The sequence below is a fragment of the Listeria costaricensis genome (assembly GCF_900183385.1).
GTDB lineage: Bacteria > Bacillota > Bacilli > Lactobacillales > Listeriaceae > Listeria > Listeria costaricensis.
This window is the reverse complement of record NZ_FXUT01000001.1, coordinates 471620-493999: the sequence shown is the minus strand read 5'-3', so window position 1 is coordinate 493999 and position 22380 is coordinate 471620. Positions and strand designations below refer to the sequence as shown.

Here is a 22380-nt window from a genome sequence, read left to right as displayed (position 1 = left end):
CGTAAGTCTGCTAGGACATAAAGAAGTTTCAGCGAGAGAAATAAAATATGAGAAGCTAAAGTCAAGTTTTAGAGCCATTTCTTAAAATGGTTTTGCTTGCTTTTTAGCTTCTCTTTTAATTTTGCCCTTGCAACGAAAATAGGGCGGCTTGCTTTTCGGCTGTAATCCCTCTAAAATAATGGGGAGAGCATTTTTGAACAGAAGGAGGGCTTTAAGATATGGCAGAGGTATTGATTGCAGGAGCGGGGCTGATTGGGCAGCAAGTGCTTAAAGTCTGTCAAGCCGCCGGAAAAAGTGTCCAAGTCATTGCCAAGCCGCCACTGCCGGAGACATATGACGAGCAGGTGCATCTTTTTGGCGATCTGAGTCTATGGAGCGATGCAGAAATCACCCGACTGCTCAGCCATACGGAAATCTTTGTGTTTGCGATGGGCGCGGGTCCGCATGTTGCCCCTCCTAAGCCAGCACAGGAATTCTTTTTCCGCGTGAATGTCACTGCCGCTGAACGTTTGACACATTTGGCGAAACAGGCAGGCGTCAGGCAAGTGGTCATCATGAGCTCATTTTTCAACACGTTTGCCGAAAAGTATCCTGAATGGCATTTAGCCGACCTGCATCCGTTCATTTACGCCAGCCTGCAGCAAGAAGCGCGAACAATGGCAGAGCAGTCATCTGATTTTGACGTGTTGGTGATGCGGCTGCCTTATTTGATCGGACCAACAGAAGGGAAATGCCGTTCGCCGTGGTCAAGAGTTGTGGCGCGATTGCGTGCGAAAGAAACGGTCTATTATTTTCAAGGAGGCGCCAGTTCCAGTGGTATCGGTCTACTGACAACTGAAAATTTTCAAGCAGCTTTTAACGAACTGGTTTTTCAAAGCGCGTCAAGAGGTGCTGTCACGCTGCCAAATGACTTTATTGAGTCCTATTCCTTCTATAATATAGTCAAACAAGCTGCCAATCTAGACTTCCAATTAGTGGCTGCAGATGAGGATCAGCTTTACGCACAGGCGGCTGCTCAACTTGCGGAGAACCGAAAAGCAGCCATTGAAGCAGGCATTCATCCTGTCCATGGGCTGGAATTGCGAAAACGTGCGCTGCAGATCGAGGCGGATGCCGGTTTTTCTTTCAGGCAGTCCAGAACCCAGCTTGAAGCCGCTATTCATGCTACATTTAGAGAATTAATGTAGGTCTTTTTACTTAGTGAGAAGAACAATCAAATAAAAATGATTTTTATTACAAAAATATTACAAAGTGAGGAACTAAACCGTGGAAATCATCCAATCAACCAAAAACGAGCGGATCAAGCAATTGCGCAAATTACAAATGAAGAAAGAACGCGAGGCAACAGGCACCTATCTTATCGAAGGCTTTCATCTAGTCGAAGAGGCGCTAAAACAAGACGGCTTGGTGCAAGAACTATTGGCTCTCCCAGAAATTGATTTACAAGAAGCGCCATTTGACCAGGCTACCAAAATCACACGGATTTCACGCGAAGTCGCCCATTTCATCAGTGAGACCAAATCGGAGCAGGGAATCTTTGCCGTTGTGAAGATGACGGAGCCGAGTATCATGATGCTGAACGGCAAGAAATTGCTTCTGGTCGATCGTGTGCAGGATCCGGGCAATATTGGGACGCTGATTCGGACGGCAGATGCGGCTGGGTATGATGCAGTCGTTCTTGGAGCAGGGTCCGCTGACTTATATAACCCAAAAGTGATCCGTTCAGCTCAGGGAAGTCATTTTCATTTGCCGGTTCTTTCAGGCAATCTGCACGAATGGGTGGAACAACTAAAGGAAGAGGATGTGCCTGTATACGGGGCCATTTTGGATCAAGAAGCTCGCTCATTTGAAGAGCTGCCAAAACAAACCACGCTTGCCTTGATGGTTGGGAATGAAGGGCAAGGCATTGATCCCGAGCTGATCCGCAAAGTAACAGCTGGGGTTTATATTCCAATTTACGGAGCGAGTGAATCACTGAATGTAGGCGTAGCAGCGGGAATTCTAATGTACGGCTTAGCAAAATACGAGAAAATTTGAACAAATAAAAGCCCTGCCGATTGAACCAATCCCGAAAAGTTAGTTCTAAAAAGTCTAACATTGGAGGACGGTTCATTTAGCAGGGCTTTGAACATTTACTCATATTTGATTTCAGTTTCGCTGATTAAAACGGGGCGAAGGACTTTTTTGACCGAAGCAATATAATCATGTGCTGCCCCCCAGTCGAAGTTAAAAAGAAAGCCATCCGAGCTGCCAGTCGAAATCACCGTTACCTCGGCTTGATCATAAAAATCGTGGATGGTGACAAACAAGGCTGCGCGGTTCGAGTTGCGCATATAGTATTTCTCGTAAGCCAGTGTGGCAATCTTATGTTCACCCATCACGATGCGGAGTTCCTCAAAAATCGGATTGCTCTTGGCTTGCGATAATTTGATCATATCCATGGTTTCTTCTACAGAGCTTTTCACAACATATCGATAACTTGGCATGATGAATCACTCCTTTATTTCTTTATCTCTATTTTAATCCCGCCGAATGGATTTTTCAAATGGAAATCCTACTTACAATTTATAAGTTATTTAAGATAAATTAGTTACTTTTGCTTAAAGTTTGTGGTACAATACTTGTGAGGTGAGAAATATGGCTGAAGAACACAAAGTATGTCCGAAGTTTGAGTCTGCATTTCAACTTCTTGGCAAAAGATGGACGGGTTTAATCATCAATGTACTTCTAACAGGTCCAAAGCGATTTAAGCAAGTAGCCAGCGAGATTCCTCAAATGAGTGATCGCGTGCTAGCGGAACGTTTAAAAGAACTGGAAGAACTAGACATTGTCATCCGTCAAGTTTATCCCGAAACCCCTGTACGGATCGAATACGAGCTGACCGAAAAAGGCAAAGACCTTCAGGAAGTCATGATACAAGTCCAGTGCTGGGCAGATAAATGGATAAAATTAGAAGAAACAGCAGTATAGAATTTGAGAAAAGCCAGGCGATTACCGCTTGGCTTTGTTTGTGCCGTGGCATTCATTGATTGACATGATCACAAGATAGAGGCAGTTTGGGTATATGTGGAACTGGTATTGTATATGAAGCTTCCCGTTTTAGCGAGGAGCTTTTTTGGGTTGCATGATCTAAACAATCATCAAAATACCATGCAATTATTGGGTGAATTGTGCCGATTTTGGCTATTTATGACAGGAAATGGACATTTCATTACTTTTTTAGTTTTCCGAAGGTATTTTATAGTATGCTTATGAGGAAAAAGAAAAAGTAGGTGGAAAAACATGAGAGAGCGGTATATAAATATCTTTCTAGTCTTTTTAAATATCCTCAATTTCGCCCTATTATTTTACTACGATTCCCTAGCCAATCGGGATTATGTGGCAAGTATGCTTTTAACGGGAAGTTTGCTTTTTATTTCGATGAGTCTCATGATTTATTCAATCAAAGAATCGCTTGTGCGCGTCTTTTATAAAGGAACGCTAACGATTGTTTACGGTTCCATCTTTACAAATCTCTTTTTAATTTGCATGTGGGCTTTATGGTTTCTAGGGCGTTTTTAGGGAACAAATTTTAGAAATGGAGTTTAAAGAAATGAAGAAGATACTTGTTTTGCTGCTGAGTATTTTGCTAACAGGATGTGCGAATGATGAAATAAAAGAAAAAGCAGAGGAAGCTGTTTTCACTGGTGTGATTGAAGAAGTTGTACCGGGAAATTATCTTCAGGTAAATGATTTCAAAGATACGAAAAATCCAGCAGATCCGGGTGGAAAAGTAAATCTTTATCGAACGCTAGACGTATTTTTTAATGAGGAGAATGAGCAGCTTGCCCCATCAGAAGTCAAAAAAGGGGATGACGTGACGATTTTTTTGACACCTAGATATGTGATGGTAGAAAGCTCGCCGGCAGGAATTGATTGGCAGTACATCGTGAAAGTGGTGAAAAAGGAGGAATAGGTGAATTCATTGGGAGCGAAAGGAATGGATAGCTTGAAAAATCGAAAATTTGTCCTTTTGACTAGCTTATTTGTGCTTATAAATGGCTTCGTGGTTATTTGCAGCGTATTGACCGTTCTTATCGGCTTGTCAGGTGATAGGGATAGCGGCTGATTCTATCACATAATGGGCTTGCAAACTCCCCAAATCCATACTATAATGGAACCAATCGACAATTTAAAAATGTAAAAGACAATGACGGAGACAAGTAGCAAAGTTTGAAGTCTAGGGAGAGGCGGTCATGGACTGGAAGCTGCCTTACAGGATGATTTTGTGAACATTTCAGCTCCACGAGTCGCTGCCGGGAGATGATTTCAAAAGGCAGATCGGTCAAATACCATTGATCGTTATCCGAATGAAGTGAAAGCAGTTCGTCTGCTTTTATAAGGGTGGTACCGCGAATTAACCTCGTCCCTTTTGTGGATGGAGGTTTTTTATTTTGTCTAAAATCGTAAAGGAGTGGAGGAAATGTTAGAACAATTAAATGCTTTGCAAAAAGAAGCCGAGCAGGCGCTAACGCAAGTGACAGACTTAAAAAGCTTGAACGACCTGCGCGTCAAATATTTAGGTAAAAAAGGGCCGATGACGGAAATTATGAAACAAATGGGCAAGCTTTCTGCCGAGGAAAAACCGCTTGTCGGGGCTCGTGCCAATGAGGTCAGAACGGCACTTGCTGAACAAATTGAAGCGGCTCAGGTTCGCCTTGAGGAAGCGGCAATCGTGGCGCAACTCCAAGAAGAAACGATCGATGTGACACTTCCGGGAACAAAAGTGGGCACTGGGGCGCCGCATCTTCTTACGCAAGTCATTGAGGAACTCGAGGATTTGTTTATCGGAATGGGTTACCGCGTCGCAGAAGGTCCGGAAGTCGAGTTGGATTATTATAACTTTGAGGCACTCAATTTGCCGAAAGGTCATCCAGCACGGGATATGCAGGACAGCTTTTACATTACAGAAAATACATTGCTGCGCACCCAAACATCACCGGTTCAAGCACGTACCATGGAGAAGCATGACTTTAAAAATGGGCCGATCAAAATTATCTGTCCGGGGAAAGTTTACCGCCGCGATAATGATGACGCGACCCATTCACACCAGTTCACACAAATCGAAGGGCTGGTCGTGGGCGAAAATATTACATTTAGCGATCTAAAAGGGACACTGACGGTTTTAGCGAAAAAAATGTTTGGCGATGATCGTGAAATTCGGTTGCGTCCAAGCTTCTTCCCGTTCACAGAACCATCTGTCGAAATGGACATTTCCTGCTTCAAATGCGGCGGTAGTGGTTGTCGGGTCTGCAAAGGAACTGGCTGGATCGAAATCCTTGGTTCCGGCATGGTACACCCGAATGTTCTTGAAATGAGTGGCATTGACTCGAAGAAATACAGCGGTTTTGCTTTTGGGATGGGGCCTGAGCGGATCGCCATGCTGAAATACGGAGTGGACGACATTCGCCATCTTTATACCAATGACTTGCGGTTTGCCGAACAGTTTGCCGCTCAAGAAACGGAGGGGCGCTAATATGTTAGTATCTTATGACTGGGTCAAAGAATTTTTCCCAACACTCGATTTAGATGCGGAAAATTTAGCAGAAGCAATCACGCGGACAGGCATTGAAATCGAAGGCGTCGAACATTTAGATGCTTCTTTGAAAAAAATCGTCGTAGGGGAAGTTTTGACGTGTGAAAAACATCCAAGTGCGGATAAATTAAATAAAACGACAGTTCAAACAGATGAAGAAGAACCGATTCAAATCATCTGCGGGGCACCCAATGTTCGTGCCGGTCAAAAAGTCATCGTGGCGAAAGTGGGGGCGCGGCTTCCTGGTGGTTTCAAAATTAAACGGGCCAAGCTGCGTGGCGAAGTGTCCGAAGGGATGATCTGTTCACTTCAGGAACTAGGCTTTGAAGGAAAAGTTGTTCCGAAAGCCTATCAAGACGGGATTTTTGTATTGCCGGAAGAAGCAACAGTTGGTGCGGATGCGATTCGACTGCTGGGACTCTATGATGCCATTTTAGATATGGCGATCACACCAAACCGTGCGGATGCGCTCAGCATGATCGGTGTTGCCCATGAAGTCGGAGCGATTACTGGCCAGACTTTTGCACCGGTCGAACAGCCGGATGTACCCGAAAGCGGCAGTATTGAAGGACGCGTAGCCGTTAAAGTTGAGGCAACAGAAGCTGCCCCTTACTATGCGGTCAAATTAATCGAAGGCATCACCATTCAGGAATCACCGCTTTGGCTGCAGACGCGTTTAATGAAAGCTGGCATCCGTCCGCATAACAATGTGGTCGACGTGACAAACTATATCAATTTGCTTTACGGTCAACCGCTTCATTCGTTTGACTATGAGAAGATTTCATCGAAAGAAATCGTCGTTCGCTTGGCAAAAGAAGGCGAAACATTGACGACACTTGATGATCAAAAACGCGACCTGCCGAGCGGAGCTGCTTTGATTACAGATGGCACAGAGCCGATCGCGATTGCCGGTGTAATGGGCGGCGCGTCAACGGAAGTAACCGACGCGACGACAGCTGTCCTTCTGGAAGGGGCCATTTTCAGCGCTGGATCGATTGGGAAAACTTCTCGTGAACTGGGACTGCGGACAGAAGCCAGCATTCGTTATGACAAAGGTAGCGATGCGTTCAAAGTGGAAAAAGCATTGGCGCACGGAGCTGCACTCATTGCTGAACTGAGCGGCGGTACCCTGATCAGCGGTGTGGTCGAAGCGGACAATCGTGAAACTGGTAGCCAAGTGATTTCAACGGAACTCGGACGCATCAATCGCCTGCTGGGGACCAATTTGGAAGTGGCTGATATTGAGCAGATTTTTGCGCGGTTAGGCTTTGAGCTGCAAGTGGAAGGGGAAGTTTTCACGGTTACAGTGCCTTCCCGCAGATGGGACATTACGATTGAAGCAGATTTATTGGAAGAAATTGCACGGATCTATGGGTACGATAACATTCCGGCAACCCTGCCAGCCACTGCTTCAACAGGAGGACTGACACCTAGTCAAACTGCTCGCCGCCTGACTCGCCGTTATTTAGAAGGGGCCGGTCTTACGCAAGCACTCACATATTCACTCGTTTCCGAAAAAGAAGCAGGGCATTTGGCGCTGAAAGAAGCAGGTGCAGTCAAGCTGGCCATGCCAATGAGCGAGGAACACAGTCATTTGCGTCAAAGCATCGTACCAGGCTTGCTGCATTCAGCGCGGTATAATGTGGCGCGGAAGAATCAAAACGTTCATCTTTACGAACTAGGCAGTGTTTTCTATGCGACAACAGGCGATGCTCTTCCAGAAGAGGAAGAACATTTAGCAGGACTGATCACAGGTGAATGGGCCGAAACGGACTGGCAAAAAGCGACTAAACCCGTTGATTTCTTCATCTTGAAAGGCATCGTGGAAGGCCTGGTTCAAAAGCTCGGCATCACAAGCCCTGTCACTTTTAAACCGGCTCAAAAAGCGGACCTTCATCCGGGACGCACGGCAGCCCTTTATCTAGATGAAAAAGAAATCGGCTATTTAGGCGCCCTTCATCCAGCAACAGAAAAAGCCTATGATCTGCATGAAACCTATGTCTTTGAACTGAATTTTGCCGCATTGCTTGAAGCGGAAAAAACAGCGATCTTGTATCAGGCGATCCCTCGTTATCCAGCAGTGACACGTGACATTGCGTTTGTTGTTGGGGAAGACGTGGCGCATCAGGCCATTCTAACAGTGATTCGCGAAAACGGCGGCAAACTTTTACAGGACGTGAAATTATTTGATATTTTCCAAGGAGATTCACTTGGCGAAAATAAAAAATCCATGGCCTACTCTTTAACCTATCAAGATCCAGAACGGACGCTTGTAGAAGAAGAGGTTAGTGCCCAAACAGAGCAGGTGACAAACGCCCTACAGGAAGCTTTCGGTGCGGTCATCCGTTAAAAACGAACAGTCGGCAGATAATTTTGCCGGCTGTTTTTTTGCGCTGACATGTCTGAATAATTAGTGCTATAATGAACATATGCTTTTGTCAAAAACAAAATTACAAGCAAGAAAATGAGGGCTGCTATTGGCATACGTAGAGTTAAAGAAAGTGTATAAACGTTATCAGATGGGAGAAAGTATTGTCACGGCGAATGACGGCATCGATTTCAGCATTGGCAAAGGAGAGTTCGTGGTCATTGTCGGGCCTTCCGGGGCAGGAAAATCCACGGTGCTCAATATTCTAGGCGGCATGGATAGCTGCGACGAGGGCAAGGTGATCGTTGACGGAGCAGATATCGCGCAATTCAACGCCAAACAATTGACCGGTTATCGGCGAACAGATGTCGGTTTCGTTTTTCAATTTTACAATCTTGTGCCAAACTTGACTGCGAAAGAAAATGTTGAATTAGCGGCACAAGTTTCACCAAATGCACTAGATGCAGAAGAGGTACTAAAGGAAGTAGGATTAGGGCATCGGCTGGATAATTTTCCGGCGCAGCTTTCCGGCGGGGAACAACAGCGGGTCGCCATCGCGCGCGCACTAGCAAAAGCGCCGAAATTGCTGCTTTGTGATGAACCGACTGGGGCACTTGACTATGAAACCGGGAAAGCCGTTTTAAAACTGTTGCAGGATACTTGCCGAAATACCGGCACCACCGTCATTGTCATTACCCATAACGCGGCGATCACGCCCATTGCGGACCGTGTGATTGAGATCAATAATGCGAAGGTCCGTTCCATCAAAGAAAATGACCATCCTGTTTCGATTGATGTGATCGAATGGTAAGGAGGCCGTCATTTTGAAGAAAAAAGCATTGTGGAAAGATATTACCAAGGAAATTTGGAAATCAAAGAGTCGCTTTTTCTCGATCTTTGCACTAATTTTACTCGGAGTCGCCTTTTTTATCGGCATTAAAGCTACCGGACCCGACATGCTTAAAACAGCGGATCATTATTACAAGGCTAACCACTTGGCTGACTATACCGTTCAGTCAAATTATGGCATTGATGATAGTGATCTGGAAGAACTGCGCCAAGCAGACCAGGTTGAGACGGTGGAGCCGGGCTATACAGCAGATCTTCTCTTAAAAGGTGATCCACTAGCCTTCAAGCTGTATTCCTACGATACGAAAGACGGCAACCGTGTCAATCAATTTGTGGTGAAAAGTGGACGTCTGCCGAAAAAATCAGGCGAAATTGCGCTGGATGACACAAAAGAGATGCATGAGAAGTTCAAAATTGGCGACACGGTCAGCTTTGTCGATAAGAATGGTGATGCGCCAGAAGATACACTTAAAAATAACACATTTAAAGTGGTCGGATTCGTTTCCAGTCCGCAGTATATCGAGCAGGAAGAGCGCGGTACAAGTACTGTCGGAAAAGGACAGACGGATGCCATTGCAGTCGTGCCGGAAAAAGATTTCGATATGGATGTCTATACCGTCGCGAATATTCTATTTAAAAATACATCTGATTTAGAAAGCTATTCCGATGAATACGAAGATACAGTAAAAGAAGATAAGAAAGCAATTGATGCAGCCCTAAAAGATCAGCCGGAAAAAAGGTTGGATGAAATCAAGCAGGACGGCGAACAGGAAATCACGGAAAATGAAGCTAAATTAAATGATGCGAAGAAGCAACTGGCAGATGGCGAAAAGCAATTGAATGATGCCAAAAGTCAGCTGGATCAAGGCTGGGCCGACTATGAAAGCGGCAAGAAAACCTTTGATCAAAAAATAGCAGACGGTCAGGCGGAACTAGACCAGGCAGAATCGCAGCTTGCCAGCGCCAAAACTGAGCTTGATCAGGCGAAACCAGCACTAGAAAGCGGTCGAACACAGCTGGATGATGCCAAACAACAACTGGCAGACGGCGAGTCGGCCCTTTCAGAGGCAGAATCACAACTTTCGGCCCTTGGAACAGCCGTTAGCGGGGCACAGACCTATGCCAATTTTCTCAGCCAGTTGAGCAGCTATCCAACCATCGTGGTCGATGCGAATCAATCAGAGGACTTCCGCTATCAAGATGGAGAAATCCATGTTTCACCGGCATTTAAGACCGAGTTGTATCAAATAGCCAGTCAGTCGAGCGGCGGAACAGCCGCACTAGATGCTCTTTTCGCAGGACAGGTATCACAGGCGAGCCTCGCAGAAATGCAGACAAAAGCAAGTCAAACGGCGGCTAGTTTGAATGCGCAATATCAAACCGCGCAAAATGAATTCAACGCTAAAAAAGCGGAACTAGATGCAGCCAGTAACGAGCTTGCGCAAAAAGAAACCGAACTGACACAAGCGGAAGCGAAATACCAGTCGGGCGAAAAAGCCTATACGGATGGTATGGCTCAACTTGCAACAGGGAAAGCAGAACTGGCGACTGCTCAAAAAAACGGTCAGGCAGAGCTCGACACGGCTTATGCCAAGCTAGAAGAAAGCCAACAGGCATATGATGAAAATGCCGCTAAATTCGCTGATACCAAAGCGGAAAGTGAAACAAAAATAGCCGATGGTGAGAAACAGCTTACGGAAGCGCAGGAACAGCTTGACCAACTTGAGAAACCGAAATACTATGTGCTGGACCGGTCGAATAATCCGGGCTACTCGGAATTCAAAGAAAATGCCGATCGGCTGAATTCGATGTCCACCGTATTCCCCGTTTTCTTCTTTTTGATCGCAGGACTTGTCTGCTTGACGACAATGACGCGGATGGTAGAAGAGCAACGGACACAAATTGGGACACTGAAAGCGCTTGGCTATGATAACCGGGACATCATGCTGAAATTCCTTGTATATGGCACGACAGCGAGTGTCCTCGGAACGATTGGCGGGATTTTTATCGGGCATTTGCTCTTCCCGCAAATCATTTACAATGCCTATAACAACACGATGTACAGCTTGCCACCGGTCGATGTGTCTTATTACCTCAGCTTTAGCATCATTTCGCTAATTGTGGCGCTGATTTGTACGACTTTGACCGCCTATGTTGCGTGTCGGGCCGAACTTCGAGCCAATGCGGCCACATTGATGCGTCCAAAAGCACCGAAAAACGGGAAACGGATTTTGCTGGAAAGAATGCCTTTCATCTGGAAACGAATGAGCTTCACCTACAAAGTGACCGCACGGAATATTTTCCGGTACAAACAGCGGATGCTCATGACCGTTCTTGGGGTGGCTGGCTGTACGGCACTGATTCTAACCGGTTTTGGCTTGCGTGATTCCATCAGTGACATTGCCAAACTGCAATATGGAAATGTCATGAAATACGACGCCATGGTAGCAAAAGATGTGAACGCAACAAAATCGCCCAAGCAGGATTATGAAAAATTGATGCAGGATCCGAACATTACAGAACGCTTGCAAATGTCGCTTGCTTCCTTCGATACAAAGAAAGAAGGCGAGAATACACAGCAAGTATCAGTCGCCGTTCCTGAATCGACCAAACATTTTTCAGATTTCATTTCCCTTCATAATCGTAAAACTGGGGAGAAGGAACAGCTGGGAGATAATGGCGCAGTCGTCACGGAAAAACTCGCCAAACTGTACGATCTAAAACCGGGCGATACGATCACGATCAAAGATGCAAGTAATGACACCTATCAAGTCAAAATTTCTGCGATCGCTGAAAACTATGCCGGGCACTATCTATTCATGTCGAAAGATTACTATCAAAAAGTCTTCCACGAAAAGCCGTCCTATAATACGGATCTGCTCAATTTTGATAATACGTCGAGCAAGTGGCAGGACCATTTCGCCGAACAGCTGACAAAAAATAGCAGCGTTCTGTCCGTCACATTCTCCAATTCGATCAGTGACATGCTGAATGAGAGTCTGAGCAGCTTGAATGTTGTCATGCTCGTACTAGTAATTTCAGCAGCGATTCTGGCCTTTATCGTGCTCTACAATTTGACCAACATCAATGTGTCAGAACGAATACGAGAACTTTCGACGATCAAGGTACTCGGCTTCTATCCAAAAGAAGTCACGATGTACGTCTATCGGGAAAATATCATTTTGACGTTCCTCGGCATTTTAGTCGGGTTTGTCCTCGGCTTCTTCCTGCACCGATTCGTTATCACGACAGCAGAAGTTGACAACATGATGTTCAGTCCGGGTATTTATCCAGTCAGCTACTTGTATGCGGCCATTCTGACATTCGTCTTTGCTACGATCGTCATGCTGGTCATGCATGTGCGACTAAAACGGATCGACATGATCGAGGCATTAAAATCAGTAGAATAATAGAAAAGCAATCTCCCACCAACAAAGGAGATTGCTTTTTTATGCCCAAAAAACAGATTCTATGTTACGCTAAACATAAGTCATCGAACATGTACAAAAGAAAGGACAAGCGAAAGGAGTTTGGGCGTGAAAAGGGGATTACAGAGAGCAAGCTTGCTAATAGGGCTATTTGGACTCATCCTGCTCGCCGCGTGCAGCAGTCATCCAGATAAGGAAAAAGAAGTTGAATCTACACCTGTTAAAATTCAGATTGACATCACAAAGAATCAGGGAGCGGAGCAACTTGCCACTAAAAAAATTAAAGCAGATCAGGGCATGAGCCTTTATACAATCATGAAGGAAAATTTTGACATAGAAGATGAAGAGGGTTTTATTACCTCGATTGACGGGGTCTCGCAGAATGCAAGTGCCGGCGAATACTGGCTATTTGAAATTAACGGCGAGATGTCTACCAAAGGGGCGAAAGACGTACAGCCAAAAGATGGCGACCAGATAAGTTGGGACCTGCATGGAAATTAAGAATCAGTACAGTCGCGTGCCTATTACAACTAGCAAGAGTATCACACTCATGGCTATACTGGTGGCTCTGACGGTTGCGGGACGACTGGTGTTTGCTTTTATTCCCAATGTGCAACCTGTTACGAGCCTCGTTCTGATCGTGACGCTGCTTCTCGGAGGACGATATGGCCTGATCCATGCGACACTGGTCATGCTGGTATCTAATTTGCTACTCGGCTTTGGTTTCTGGACAATTGGTCAGATTCTCGGCTATGCGGTCATTGTTGGCATCACCGCCTGGCTGATCCGACCGCGCTTTGCCCAGATTCCACTGATCGTCATGGCCCTTTATGCAGCATTTTGCGGCTACCTTTATGGGTTTATTCAAGCCGTAATGCAGGCACCGCTTTATGGCGGCGATTATTTTGGGGTCTATTATTTGGCCGGACTGGGGTTTGACACCCTCCATGCAAGCGGCAATTTTCTTTTTTATCTGATTTTGGCCCCTATTTTAATCCCACTTTTAGATAAGGCATTCATTCAATATAGCAGACAGAAGTAAGATGGCATCGTAGAAAAAGCCCGTCTTACTTTTTTTAGTTTTTTGTCCTTTTCGGGTTTACAAATTAGTACAGGGGGTATACAATAGACAATGTTGTATGGGAGGTGAATGAATGGAAGAAAAATGGATCGATGAATTTATTGACAGTTATCAGACTACCTATGTATTTGCGATCAAGGAAATCAGCGATCGTGTTCGAAAACGTGACCGTGAAGTGTCGATTGAGCAGTTTTTTCTTTTACGCGAACTTACCCGTCAAGATGCAATGAGTGCCACGGATATTGCTTGCATGATGAACGTAAATAAAAGTGCTATGACCACCAAAATCAAACGTTTGGAAGAGAAAAAATGGATTACACGTGAAAAAAACTCAGCTGACAAACGAGAAATTTTGATTAAAATTACGCAGGCAGGGAAGGATTTTACCCTTAAATGTGGGCAGGATATGAAGGAACTGATTTTGGACTGGGTAGCAATCCTAGGTGAAGAAGAAAGTACGGAATTTTTACGACTTTATCAATTGATTACGCAAATGGTCGTAGCAAAAAAGCGGGGGGAAGCTTAATATGAAAAAAGTGATGCGGTTCAGATGGCCGATCGTCATTCTATGGATAGCGCTAGCAGTCGTTTTGACACTTACAGCGCCAAATATGGCTGATCTGGTTCGAGAAAACGGCGAACTCAAATTGCCGGATGGTTATCCATCTTCTGTCGCAACAGAAATGCAAAAAGAACATGATCCTGATAATAAAGGTGAACAATATATAGCCGTTTACAATGCAGATCATAAATTAACGACGAAAGACATGGATGCGATTGAGAAAAGCTTGGCATCCATCGAAAAAGACAAAGAGGACCTTCATGTAACAGAAGTTCTTGATGGTTTTAATCAACCGGAATTAAAAGATAAATTTATCTCAAAAGATGGGAAAACCGTGATCGCAGCGCTAACTGTAGATGCGGGCGATACACCTGTCGACGATATTCGTAATGATTTGGATAAAAAAATGCAGATCAAAGGTGTTGACAGTTACCTAACGGGGAATGCGCTGATCAATGAAGACGTAATTCAAGGTTCTGAAGACGGTCTACACAAAACTGAAGGGATTACAGTTGTCTTTATCCTTGTCGTCCTATTCTTGGTTTTCCGTTCAGCGATTGCACCATTTATTCCACTTTTGACAGTGGGTATTTCATATATCATTGCACAGGATATTGTGGCATTCCTTGTGAACAATCTCGGGTTTCCAGTTTCGACCTATACGCAGATATTTATGGTCGTGATTATGTTCGGGATTGGGACCGACTACTGTATCTTGCTCATGAGTCGATTTAAAGAAGAAGTCGGGCGAGGGCTTGATATACGTGAAGCGGTTTCGGTTACCTACCGAACGGCCGGAAAAACCGTCATTTACAGCGGGATTGCCGTACTTGTCGCCTTTACGACGCTTTATTTCGTCCAGTTTGATCTTTATCGTTCGGCTGTGGCAGTGGGTGTCGGAATCGTTGTGCTGCTCCTTGCGATTTATTCCGTCGTGCCATTCTTTATGTCAATCCTCGGACGGCATTTGTTCTGGCCAATGAGCAAATCGATCGAACATAAGGAAAACAAGTTATGGGGCTTTGCAGGAAATCTTTCCTTTGCCCGTCCATTTGTCGCTCTTTTGATTGTGGCCATTGTGATCATTCCGCCGATTGTTTTGCATACGGGTGAGGAAAGTTTTAACTCACTGGATGAGATCAGCGACAAATATCCATCGAAAAAAGGCTTTGAGATCGTCTCTGACAGCTTTGGTGCTGGACAGGTAGCGCCGACTCAAATCTATCTTGAAAATGATGAAGATATGCGCACCAGTGAATATATTGCTTTGATCGAGCAAGTCTCTGATGATTTGGCCAATCTGAAAAGTGTGGATATGGTCATGAGTGCCAGCCGACCAGTTGGCACACGGGTCGATGATATTTATGTCAAAAAACAAGCCGACGCATTAGGCGCTGGTATGGGTGAAGCAGGCGACGGAATTTCGCAGGTGAAAGACGGGCTTGATGAAGCCGGCCAGCAACTTGAAGCGGCAGAGCCGATGCTTGGCGAAGCGGTTTCAGGCGTAGATGCCCTGCAAAGCGGAACCGACCAGACTAAACAAGGTGTATCCGCCTTGCAACAAGGCTTGACTCAGATTTCAGATGGCATTAAAAGCGGTGCAAGCGGAGCCGGTGAACTAAAAGCAGGTGTCACAACTGCAAGAAGTGAACTACAAAAACTGCAAGACGGTGAAGCGCAGCTGCAAAGTGGCTATGTGACCGTTCAACAGAATTTGGAAAGCATCGCAAATAGTCTAGATGCCTTCAGCAACCAAGAAACACCGGCAATCGATACATCTGCATTTGAAAATACGATTGCGCAAATCGAAAACTCCGTCAATGCTTTTGTGGCGGCACATCCAGAAATGCAACAAGACCCGGCTTTCCAAAAATTGGCGGGCGATCTGCAAAAACTGCAAACAGCAGGATCTGATTTGAAAACACAGCTTGAAACGCAGGTTGGCCAGCAGATGCAGGCAGCCAAAACACAAATTGATCAATTAAACACGGGCATCAGCTCGCTTTCTTCAGCTATGAAACAACTGAATGATCAGTCGAGCCAAATCTCATCCGGCCTCAGCCAATTTAACGACGCACTCGGTCAACTGGAAACCGGTCTGGATCAGCTCGAAACTGGCCTAAACCAAGCGGCAGACGGTCAGGATCAGGCGATTAGTCAAATGCCACAGATCGAACTGGCACTAGATCAAATTGCGGCCGGACAGGGTGAACTTGCCAGCGGATTTGAAAGCTTCAGCGGACAGATCGGGCAACTAACAACCGGTCTTAAGAGTGGCGCGGATGGTCTAGGTCAAGTTGAATCTGGTCTTGGCACAGCCACCGATCTGATTGATGCGTGGAGCAAGCAGCCATATAGTGATTCTGGTATCTATGTGCCGGACGAATTGCTACAAAATGAAGACTATCAAAAAGTCCTCGATCAATATATTTCGGATGACGGCAAAATGACAACGATCAATGTTGTCCTAAAAGCCAATCCGTATTCCAATGAGGCAATGAATGCGATTGATGATATCAATGATCAACTGGATGCCAGCTTGAAGGGAACCAAGCTTGAAAATGCCAATATTGGCATTGGCGGCATGACCAGTATGAACTATGATACGCGCGACATGTCGACTGCCGACTATCATTTAGTCGTGGTATTCGTTCTGGTGAGCGTCTTTATCACTCTTGTCATACTACTTCGCTCACTCGTTATGCCAATTTATCTGATCGCTTCCTTAATGCTGACCTATCTGGCGGCACTTGGGTATGCCGAGATCATCTTTACAAGAATCGGCGACTACAGCGGACTGACATGGGCAACGCCATTCTTCGGATTTGTCGTCTTGATTGCACTCGGGATCGACTATTCGATCTTCCTGATGAGCCGCTTCAACGAGTACGTCGGAATGAGCGTGAAAGAACGCATGCTGCTCTCCATGAAGAAAATGGGCGGCGTCATTTTCTCAGCCGTTATCATCCTTGGCGGAACCTTTGCTGCGATGATGCCAGCTGGCGTACTGTCACTGCTAGAAATTGCCACAGTCGTGCTAATCGGTCTGGTGCTTTACGCCTTTATCATTTTGCCGCTCTTTGTACCAGTTATGGTCAAACTATTCGGACGCGGCAACTGGTGGCCGTTTGTGACCCGAAAAGGGGATTATCAGCAGGATATTACGCACGGCAAAAAAGAAGATCAATAATTTTATCGCTCAGTGTCTGGCTTTTGCCGGCGCTGAGTTTTTATTTTGTCTTGCGAATTGGAAAGCTTTTACGCTTCCAGATTTTTTGTGCTATGATAGAAGAAAAATACAACGGGAAGCTTTAGGAGGCGCTTAACAGATGATACAAATCGGCAATGATTGGGATGATCTTCTGGAACAGGAATTCAAAAAGGATTATTATTTGAGACTGCGTGAATTTTTGAAGTATGAATACGGAACGAAACGTGTTTATCCGGATATGTATGATATTTTCAACGCACTGAAATACACGGCTTATCAAGATGTAAAAGTGGTCATTCTCGGGCAGGATCCCTATCATGGACCGGGTCAGGCGCATGGTCTGTCTTTTTCGGTTCAAGCGGGCGTTCAAACTCCACCGTCTCTGCAAAATATCTATCAGGAATTATGCACGGACTTAACCTGTACGATGCCAAATAATGGCTATTTAAAACCATGGGCAGATCAAGGTGTTCTTTTGCTCAACACTGTGCTGACGGTGCGTGCCGGACAAGCCAATTCGCATCGCGGCAAAGGCTGGGAACAGTTGACTGACCATATTATCGAGCTGCTCGATCAAAAAGAAGAGCCGATTGTCTTTTTGCTATGGGGCAATAACGCGAAACAAAAGCAAGCCTTATTAAAAAATTCGCGCCATGCCGTGTTCACATCATCCCATCCAAGTCCTTACTCCGCCAATTACGGTTTCCTTGGCTCGCGACCATTTTCAAGAACAAATGCCTTTTTACTGGAAAATGGCAGACCGACAATCAATTGGCAAATACCTAATTTGTAGAACAGAGGCGAAAAATGAAATATCAAATAAAGTTACAATCTCCTCCTAATTTGACCGCGCTAGAAAAGCAAATGGCTGTTGAAACTTTTTTGAAAAAACAGTTTGGGAGAGGGCAATATTTTTCCTATCAAATAGATCAGCAGTGGTTTGCGGCTAAAAATCAGGCTGTATTTGAGACGTGGCAACAGAATCAGCTTGCTGAAATTTTTATTTTTGAGCTGGACGAGGAAATCTTGTTTACCTTTTATGACCGGTTTCCTGATTGTCGTCGAAAACGTCAATTTGAACGGCTCGTTTGTGAGCTGGAAGAATGCTTGAAGCGGCCAGCAAGTCCACTTCGGATCACTGAGCAGAAAAACCGTACGACGATCGAACAATTTCATTTTGCAGCAGATGGGCCGATCGGCTACTTTTTTGAGCCCTATCAGGAAGGTATAAATATCCAAGCTTCTGCAGCAACGTGCCTGTGGGTGTATGAGGAAGATTTCGTCATTCTTTATCAAGGGCTGAAGTTACTTTATCCGCGGCAGGAGGAAGGGTTTGAAACCTTTGATCCGACTGGAATGAACCCTGTTACTAAGCAGGAATGGCCAGTGGTTTTGAGAGAGTGGCAGCGTTTGAAAAAGACAAATCCATCAAGCGCGGCTTTCTTAAATGAAGTGGAAAAGCGAATTAAAAACATGTTGCAATTAGGAGAAGAAATCTGGATTTCCGGCAATTTATGAAAAAAGCCGACAGAAGGATGCGGAAAAATGCCCCAATCGATCGGGCGGTTTTCCGGTCATGCCTTTCTGTCGGCTTTTCGTTTATTTTTGTGCGAGTTTCATGGCTTTTTCTGTATTGGCAAAATGTTGCTTGGTGTATTGGGCCAGCTTTTCCGGACCGAACGCACGAATAATCTGGGCGGCAGTCTGATCAACCTTGGCACCGGCTCCTTTGGTGAGCGGTCGACCCAGTTCCCGCTCCATCGCGCTGAATGCTTCGACAAATTTATAGCGGGCAATAATCGAACTGGCCGCAACAGACAAATGCAAGCCCTCCGCCTTGGTCGCAAAAAAGACATCCTCGCGAACAATTTCAGTCTCATGGGCGAGATAGCGGTAATACGTATTTTTCTCGGCAAACTGGTCGATCAGAATGGCCTGAGGTCTTTCCGGTGCGATCCGTTTGAGTACATTGCCCAACGCCCGATTATGTAGCAGCGCTTTGATCTGTCCCTGATTCATGCCACGCCGGATCACCTCATTGTACTTGGGATTGGGGCAAATGAGCACACTGTGCGGGATGATCGGGATGATCTCTTTGGCGATGGCGCAGATTTCAGGATCCTTCATCGCTTTGGAATCCTTAACGCCGAGCGCCTTTAAAAGAGGCATCTGGTCACGCGTCACATAGGAGGCACAAACCGTAATAGGGCCAAAAAAGTCACCAGTCCCGACTTCATCCGAACCAAGCACATTCCAATCGCTGAAACCGGCGGGCAGGTTACGCGTCACCGGCTTTTTGGCAGAACGGGAAGGGGACAAAGCGGTTGCGGTTCCTTGCCATTTCGCGGCTTCTTTTTCTCCGTCAGCGCCTTGGAACATCACTTTACCGGACTTATAGGCAGTCACTGTAAAACGGGGGGCCTTGGCTGCGAAAATGGCTCCCGGTGGCAGTTTTGGCTGGGAGAACGGCGCATAATGAGCCTTTATTTGATTGATTTCACTGGTAGTCGAATTGATCACCGTGTTTGCGATAGGTCATCTTCCTTTCAAAATTCACTCGATTCCATTGTATCATGAATGAGCAAACCTTGAGAAACCTTTCTGCGACCCTAGACTGAATTCTTAGAGAGACGAGGGGTTGCCCCTTTCCATTCCTGACTTTTCGTGATAAGATGAGGTACAAGAGCAGTCATTTTTCATGGGAAGGAGTTGTAAGCTTGTGACTGAGAACCAGAGAAACCGGATTACAACCACAATTTATGGACGTGAATATACAATTGTAGGGACGGAGCCTCTTGATCACTTACGAAAAGTTGCCCGTTTGGTCGATGAGAAAATGCATGAAATCAGTGAACAAAATAGAGCACTCGATAGTGGAAGATTAGCGGTTTTAACAGCAGTCAATGCAACCCATGATTATCTTCTGCTTGAACAGAAAATGAAAGACTTAGAAGAAGAATTAGCAAAGTATAAAGGAAGAGATTCATGATTTTAAATGTCATCATCATATTTTTACTTGTCTGCGGCCTGTTTGGCGGCTATAGAAACGGCATTCTCCGCCAGCTGATCATCACGCTCGGCTACGTGCTGTCCTTTTTTATCGCGCAGCAATACTATCAGATGCTCGCGCCACATCTCACGTTCATTCCTTATCCGACCGTGGATAAAACGAATGACATGTACCATCTATTTAAACTTTTACGCACGGAAGAGGCGTATTACAATGCGCTCGCTTTCCTCTTGATTTTCATTGTAGCCATCATCGTGATTCACATGCTCGCTTCTTTGATCGGCGGTGCCACACGGATTCCGATTTTGCGGCAGATCAATGGACTAATCGGCGGCGCGCTCGGTGTCATTCAAGTCTACTTATTTATCTTTTTGATTCTTTATATCGGCGCCATTTATCCGGCCGACTGGACACGCGACCTGATTCAGAGCTCAAGTGTCGCTCAGTGGATACTAGAGAATACACCGATCTTATCCAAGCAGTTTTTTGAATGGATGACCGGGTTTTTACCAAAATAAAAAACGTACAGGCCAGGTGAAAAGCGTCTGGTCTGTTTCTGCGTATGGGGTGAGAAAATGATTCAAAGTAAAAAAGAAATTATCCGATTATTGGAAGAAATTGCGATTTATATGGAATTAAAAGGAGAGAATCCCTTTAAAATAGCAGCCTTCAGAAAAGCGGCACAAAGTATCGAGACCGATCAGCGCAGTCTGACGGAAATGGGAGATATCACCGCGCTCTCAGGGATTGGTAAAACAACCGGGCAGATCATTCAAACGTTTCTTGAAACTGGTAGCTCTCCTGAACTGCTAGCCTTGAAAGAAGAGGTCCCAGCAGGCCTTGTCCCGCTCCTCAAAGTACCCGGGCTGGGCGGTAAAAAGCTGGCCCGTCTCTATCAGGAACTGGGGGTAACAGACCGCTCGACCTTGCTAGCCGCCGCTGAGGCAGGGAAAATTGAAGCACTCAAAGGATTTGGCAAAAAATCCAGCGAGAAAATCGTCGAAGGTGTCAAGTCACTTGGCGAACGCCCGGACGGCTATCCAATTTATGAAGTCCTGAAAGCCGCTCGACAAGTGGAGGCCTATTTGGAGCAGATTCCCGAAATCAAGCAATATCAGCAAGCAGGCAGTTTGCGACGTCTGAGTGAAACGGTCAAGGACATGGACTATGTCATCTCGACGGATCAGCCAGAAAAAGTACGCGCGGCATTGGAAGCCATTCCGTTTCAAACAGAAGTCATCGGTGCTGGCGACACAAAAGTATCACTTGAACTGGCACTAGATATTCAGATTTCGGTGGATTTCCGGCTAGTCGAACCGGCCAGTTTTCCAACAACGCTGCATCACTTTACGGGCTCGAAGGAGCATAACATTCGGATGCGGCAACTGGCGAAGGAAAACAAGGAAAAAATCAGTGAATATGGCGTGGAAAATGAGTCCGGCAAGCGAAAGACATTTGCCAGTGAAGAGGCCTTTTTCGCGCATTATAATCTGCCGTTCATCCCGCCAGAACTCCGAATCGACGGAACGGAAATCGACCGCATTAAAACTGCACCACCGCTTTTACAGCAAGCAGATATTCGCGGAGACCTGCACATGCACACCACCTGGTCGGATGGCGCTTATTCGATTCGGGAAATGATCGAAGCCTGCATTGCCAAGCAGTACGACTATATGGTTATCACCGATCATGGCAAGTTTTTGCGTGTTGCGAATGGCTTAGATGAAAAACGATTGCGGAATCAACAAGAGGAGATTCGGAAAATCAGTGCGGAATACCCGGAAATTGATGTCTATTCCGGCGTAGAAATGGATATTTTGACAGATGCCCGCTTGGACTTTGAAGCCGATTTCTTGCAAGAGTTGGATTTTGTCATCGCCTCGATCCATTCCGGCTTCGGGCAAACAGAAGCAGAAATCATGGCACGACTTAAAACCGCTTGCGAAAGCCCATATGTTCGACTAATCGCACATCCGACAGGCCGAATTATTGTCAATCGCCCGCCATACCGTGTGAATGTGCCAGCGCTCATCAAGCTGGCAAAAGCGACGAATACGGCACTGGAACTGAATGCCAATCCGCAGCGGCTCGATTTGAACCGAGAACATTTACTGCTGGCCGCAGAAGCAGGTGTCAAAATCGCCATCAATACAGATGCACATGATACCAAACATCTTGACTTTATGAACTTAGGTGTCCGGGCAGCCAGAAAAGCATGGCTTAGCCCACCACAAATTTTAAATACGATGACGAAAGAAGCGTTTCGTCAATTTATCTTAAATAAATGAGGAATGTA

General features: G+C 45.6%; 20 protein-coding genes. 18 read left to right on the top strand and 2 right to left on the bottom strand.

Translation table 11 applies throughout. The features are described 5' to 3' along the window. Positions 1 to 218: 218 nt before the first annotated feature. On the top strand, positions 219 to 1187 hold the full coding sequence (locus CS921_RS02445) for an NAD-dependent epimerase/dehydratase family protein (protein ID WP_099221445.1): 969 nt from the start codon (positions 219 to 221) through the stop codon (positions 1185 to 1187). Positions 1188 to 1266: 79 nt separating this feature from the next. Further along, a complete protein-coding gene (locus tag CS921_RS02440; RefSeq protein ID WP_099221444.1) occupies positions 1267 to 2037 on the top strand; it encodes a TrmH family RNA methyltransferase in 771 nt (256 codons plus the stop codon). Positions 2038 to 2132: 95 nt separating this feature from the next. Here the strand turns inward: CS921_RS02440 and CS921_RS02435 are convergent, their stop codons facing one another. Then, positions 2133 to 2486 carry a DUF6054 family protein gene (locus CS921_RS02435; RefSeq protein ID WP_099221443.1) on the bottom strand — a complete coding sequence of 118 codons (354 nt, stop codon included), beginning with the start codon at positions 2484 to 2486 and terminating at the stop codon, positions 2133 to 2135. A gap of 151 nt (positions 2487 to 2637) precedes the next feature. On the opposite strand from CS921_RS02435, the gene CS921_RS02430 reads away from it, so the two are divergent. The 13 genes from CS921_RS02430 (at position 2638) to CS921_RS02370 (ending at position 18592) form a co-directional block, all read left to right on the top strand. Further along, positions 2638 to 2970, top strand: a complete 333-nt coding sequence (locus CS921_RS02430; protein WP_099221442.1) for a winged helix-turn-helix transcriptional regulator — start codon at positions 2638 to 2640, stop codon at positions 2968 to 2970. A 622-nt stretch (positions 2971 to 3592) separates the two neighbouring features. Beyond that, on the top strand, positions 3593 to 3955 hold the full coding sequence (locus CS921_RS02420) for a hypothetical protein (RefSeq protein WP_099221440.1): 363 nt from the start codon (positions 3593 to 3595) through the stop codon (positions 3953 to 3955). After that, the gene (locus CS921_RS15620) at positions 3956 to 4108 is read left to right on the top strand and encodes a hypothetical protein (RefSeq protein WP_205527752.1); all 153 of its coding nucleotides are present in this window, start codon (positions 3956 to 3958) and stop codon (positions 4106 to 4108) included. A 354-nt stretch (positions 4109 to 4462) separates the two neighbouring features. Next, the gene (gene pheS, locus CS921_RS02415; RefSeq protein WP_099221439.1) at positions 4463 to 5515 is read left to right on the top strand and encodes a phenylalanine--tRNA ligase subunit alpha; all 1053 of its coding nucleotides are present in this window, start codon (positions 4463 to 4465) and stop codon (positions 5513 to 5515) included. 1 nt (position 5516) lies between these two features. Continuing rightward, positions 5517 to 7925, top strand: coding sequence for a phenylalanine--tRNA ligase subunit beta (gene pheT, locus CS921_RS02410; RefSeq protein WP_099221438.1), 2409 nt, complete (start codon positions 5517 to 5519; stop codon positions 7923 to 7925). 127 nt (positions 7926 to 8052) lie between these two features. Beyond that, a complete protein-coding gene (locus CS921_RS02405; RefSeq protein WP_099221437.1) occupies positions 8053 to 8754 on the top strand; it encodes an ABC transporter ATP-binding protein in 702 nt (233 codons plus the stop codon). Between the two features lie 13 nt (positions 8755 to 8767). Beyond that, positions 8768 to 12202: an FtsX-like permease family protein gene (locus CS921_RS02400; protein ID WP_205527751.1), complete on the top strand. Its 3435-nt coding sequence runs from the start codon at positions 8768 to 8770 to the stop codon at positions 12200 to 12202. A gap of 126 nt (positions 12203 to 12328) precedes the next feature. Continuing rightward, complete coding sequence (locus tag CS921_RS02395; RefSeq protein WP_099221435.1) at positions 12329 to 12721, top strand: DUF4430 domain-containing protein; 393 nt, start codon at positions 12329 to 12331, stop codon at positions 12719 to 12721. Next, positions 12711 to 13262 (top strand): ECF transporter S component, encoded by a 552-nt coding sequence (locus tag CS921_RS02390; RefSeq protein WP_099221434.1) that lies wholly within the window; start codon positions 12711 to 12713, stop codon positions 13260 to 13262. The genes CS921_RS02395 and CS921_RS02390 overlap by 11 nt, the downstream gene beginning before the upstream one ends. A 112-nt stretch (positions 13263 to 13374) precedes the next feature. Further along, positions 13375 to 13827: a MarR family winged helix-turn-helix transcriptional regulator gene (locus CS921_RS02385; protein WP_099221433.1), complete on the top strand. Its 453-nt coding sequence runs from the start codon at positions 13375 to 13377 to the stop codon at positions 13825 to 13827. Position 13828: 1 nt separating this feature from the next. Further along, positions 13829 to 17053, top strand: a complete 3225-nt coding sequence (locus tag CS921_RS02380) for an MMPL family transporter (protein ID WP_099221432.1) — start codon at positions 13829 to 13831, stop codon at positions 17051 to 17053. Positions 17054 to 17192: 139 nt separating this feature from the next. Then, positions 17193 to 17867, top strand: a complete 675-nt coding sequence (locus CS921_RS02375; RefSeq protein WP_099221431.1) for a uracil-DNA glycosylase — start codon at positions 17193 to 17195, stop codon at positions 17865 to 17867. Positions 17868 to 17881: 14 nt separating this feature from the next. Next, positions 17882 to 18592 (top strand): hypothetical protein, encoded by a 711-nt coding sequence (locus CS921_RS02370; protein WP_099221430.1) that lies wholly within the window; start codon positions 17882 to 17884, stop codon positions 18590 to 18592. Positions 18593 to 18673: 81 nt separating this feature from the next. Here the strand turns inward: CS921_RS02370 and rnhC are convergent, their stop codons facing one another. Then, positions 18674 to 19606 carry a ribonuclease HIII gene (gene rnhC, locus CS921_RS02365; protein WP_099221429.1) on the bottom strand — a complete coding sequence of 311 codons (933 nt, stop codon included), beginning with the start codon at positions 19604 to 19606 and terminating at the stop codon, positions 18674 to 18676. A gap of 166 nt (positions 19607 to 19772) precedes the next feature. Here rnhC and zapA point away from each other — a divergent pair, with 166 nt between their 5' ends. The 3 genes from zapA to polX are packed head-to-tail and all read left to right on the top strand — an operon-like array spanning position 19773 to position 22372. Then, positions 19773 to 20063, top strand: a complete 291-nt coding sequence (zapA, locus tag CS921_RS02360) for a cell division protein ZapA (RefSeq protein WP_099221428.1) — start codon at positions 19773 to 19775, stop codon at positions 20061 to 20063. Beyond that, positions 20060 to 20602 carry a CvpA family protein gene (locus tag CS921_RS02355; protein ID WP_099221427.1) on the top strand — a complete coding sequence of 181 codons (543 nt, stop codon included), beginning with the start codon at positions 20060 to 20062 and terminating at the stop codon, positions 20600 to 20602. Before zapA ends, CS921_RS02355 begins: the two co-directional genes overlap by 4 nt. Positions 20603 to 20659: 57 nt before the next feature. After that, positions 20660 to 22372 (top strand): DNA polymerase/3'-5' exonuclease PolX, encoded by a 1713-nt coding sequence (gene polX / locus CS921_RS02350; RefSeq protein ID WP_099221426.1) that lies wholly within the window; start codon positions 20660 to 20662, stop codon positions 22370 to 22372. Positions 22373 to 22380 lie beyond the last annotated feature (8 nt).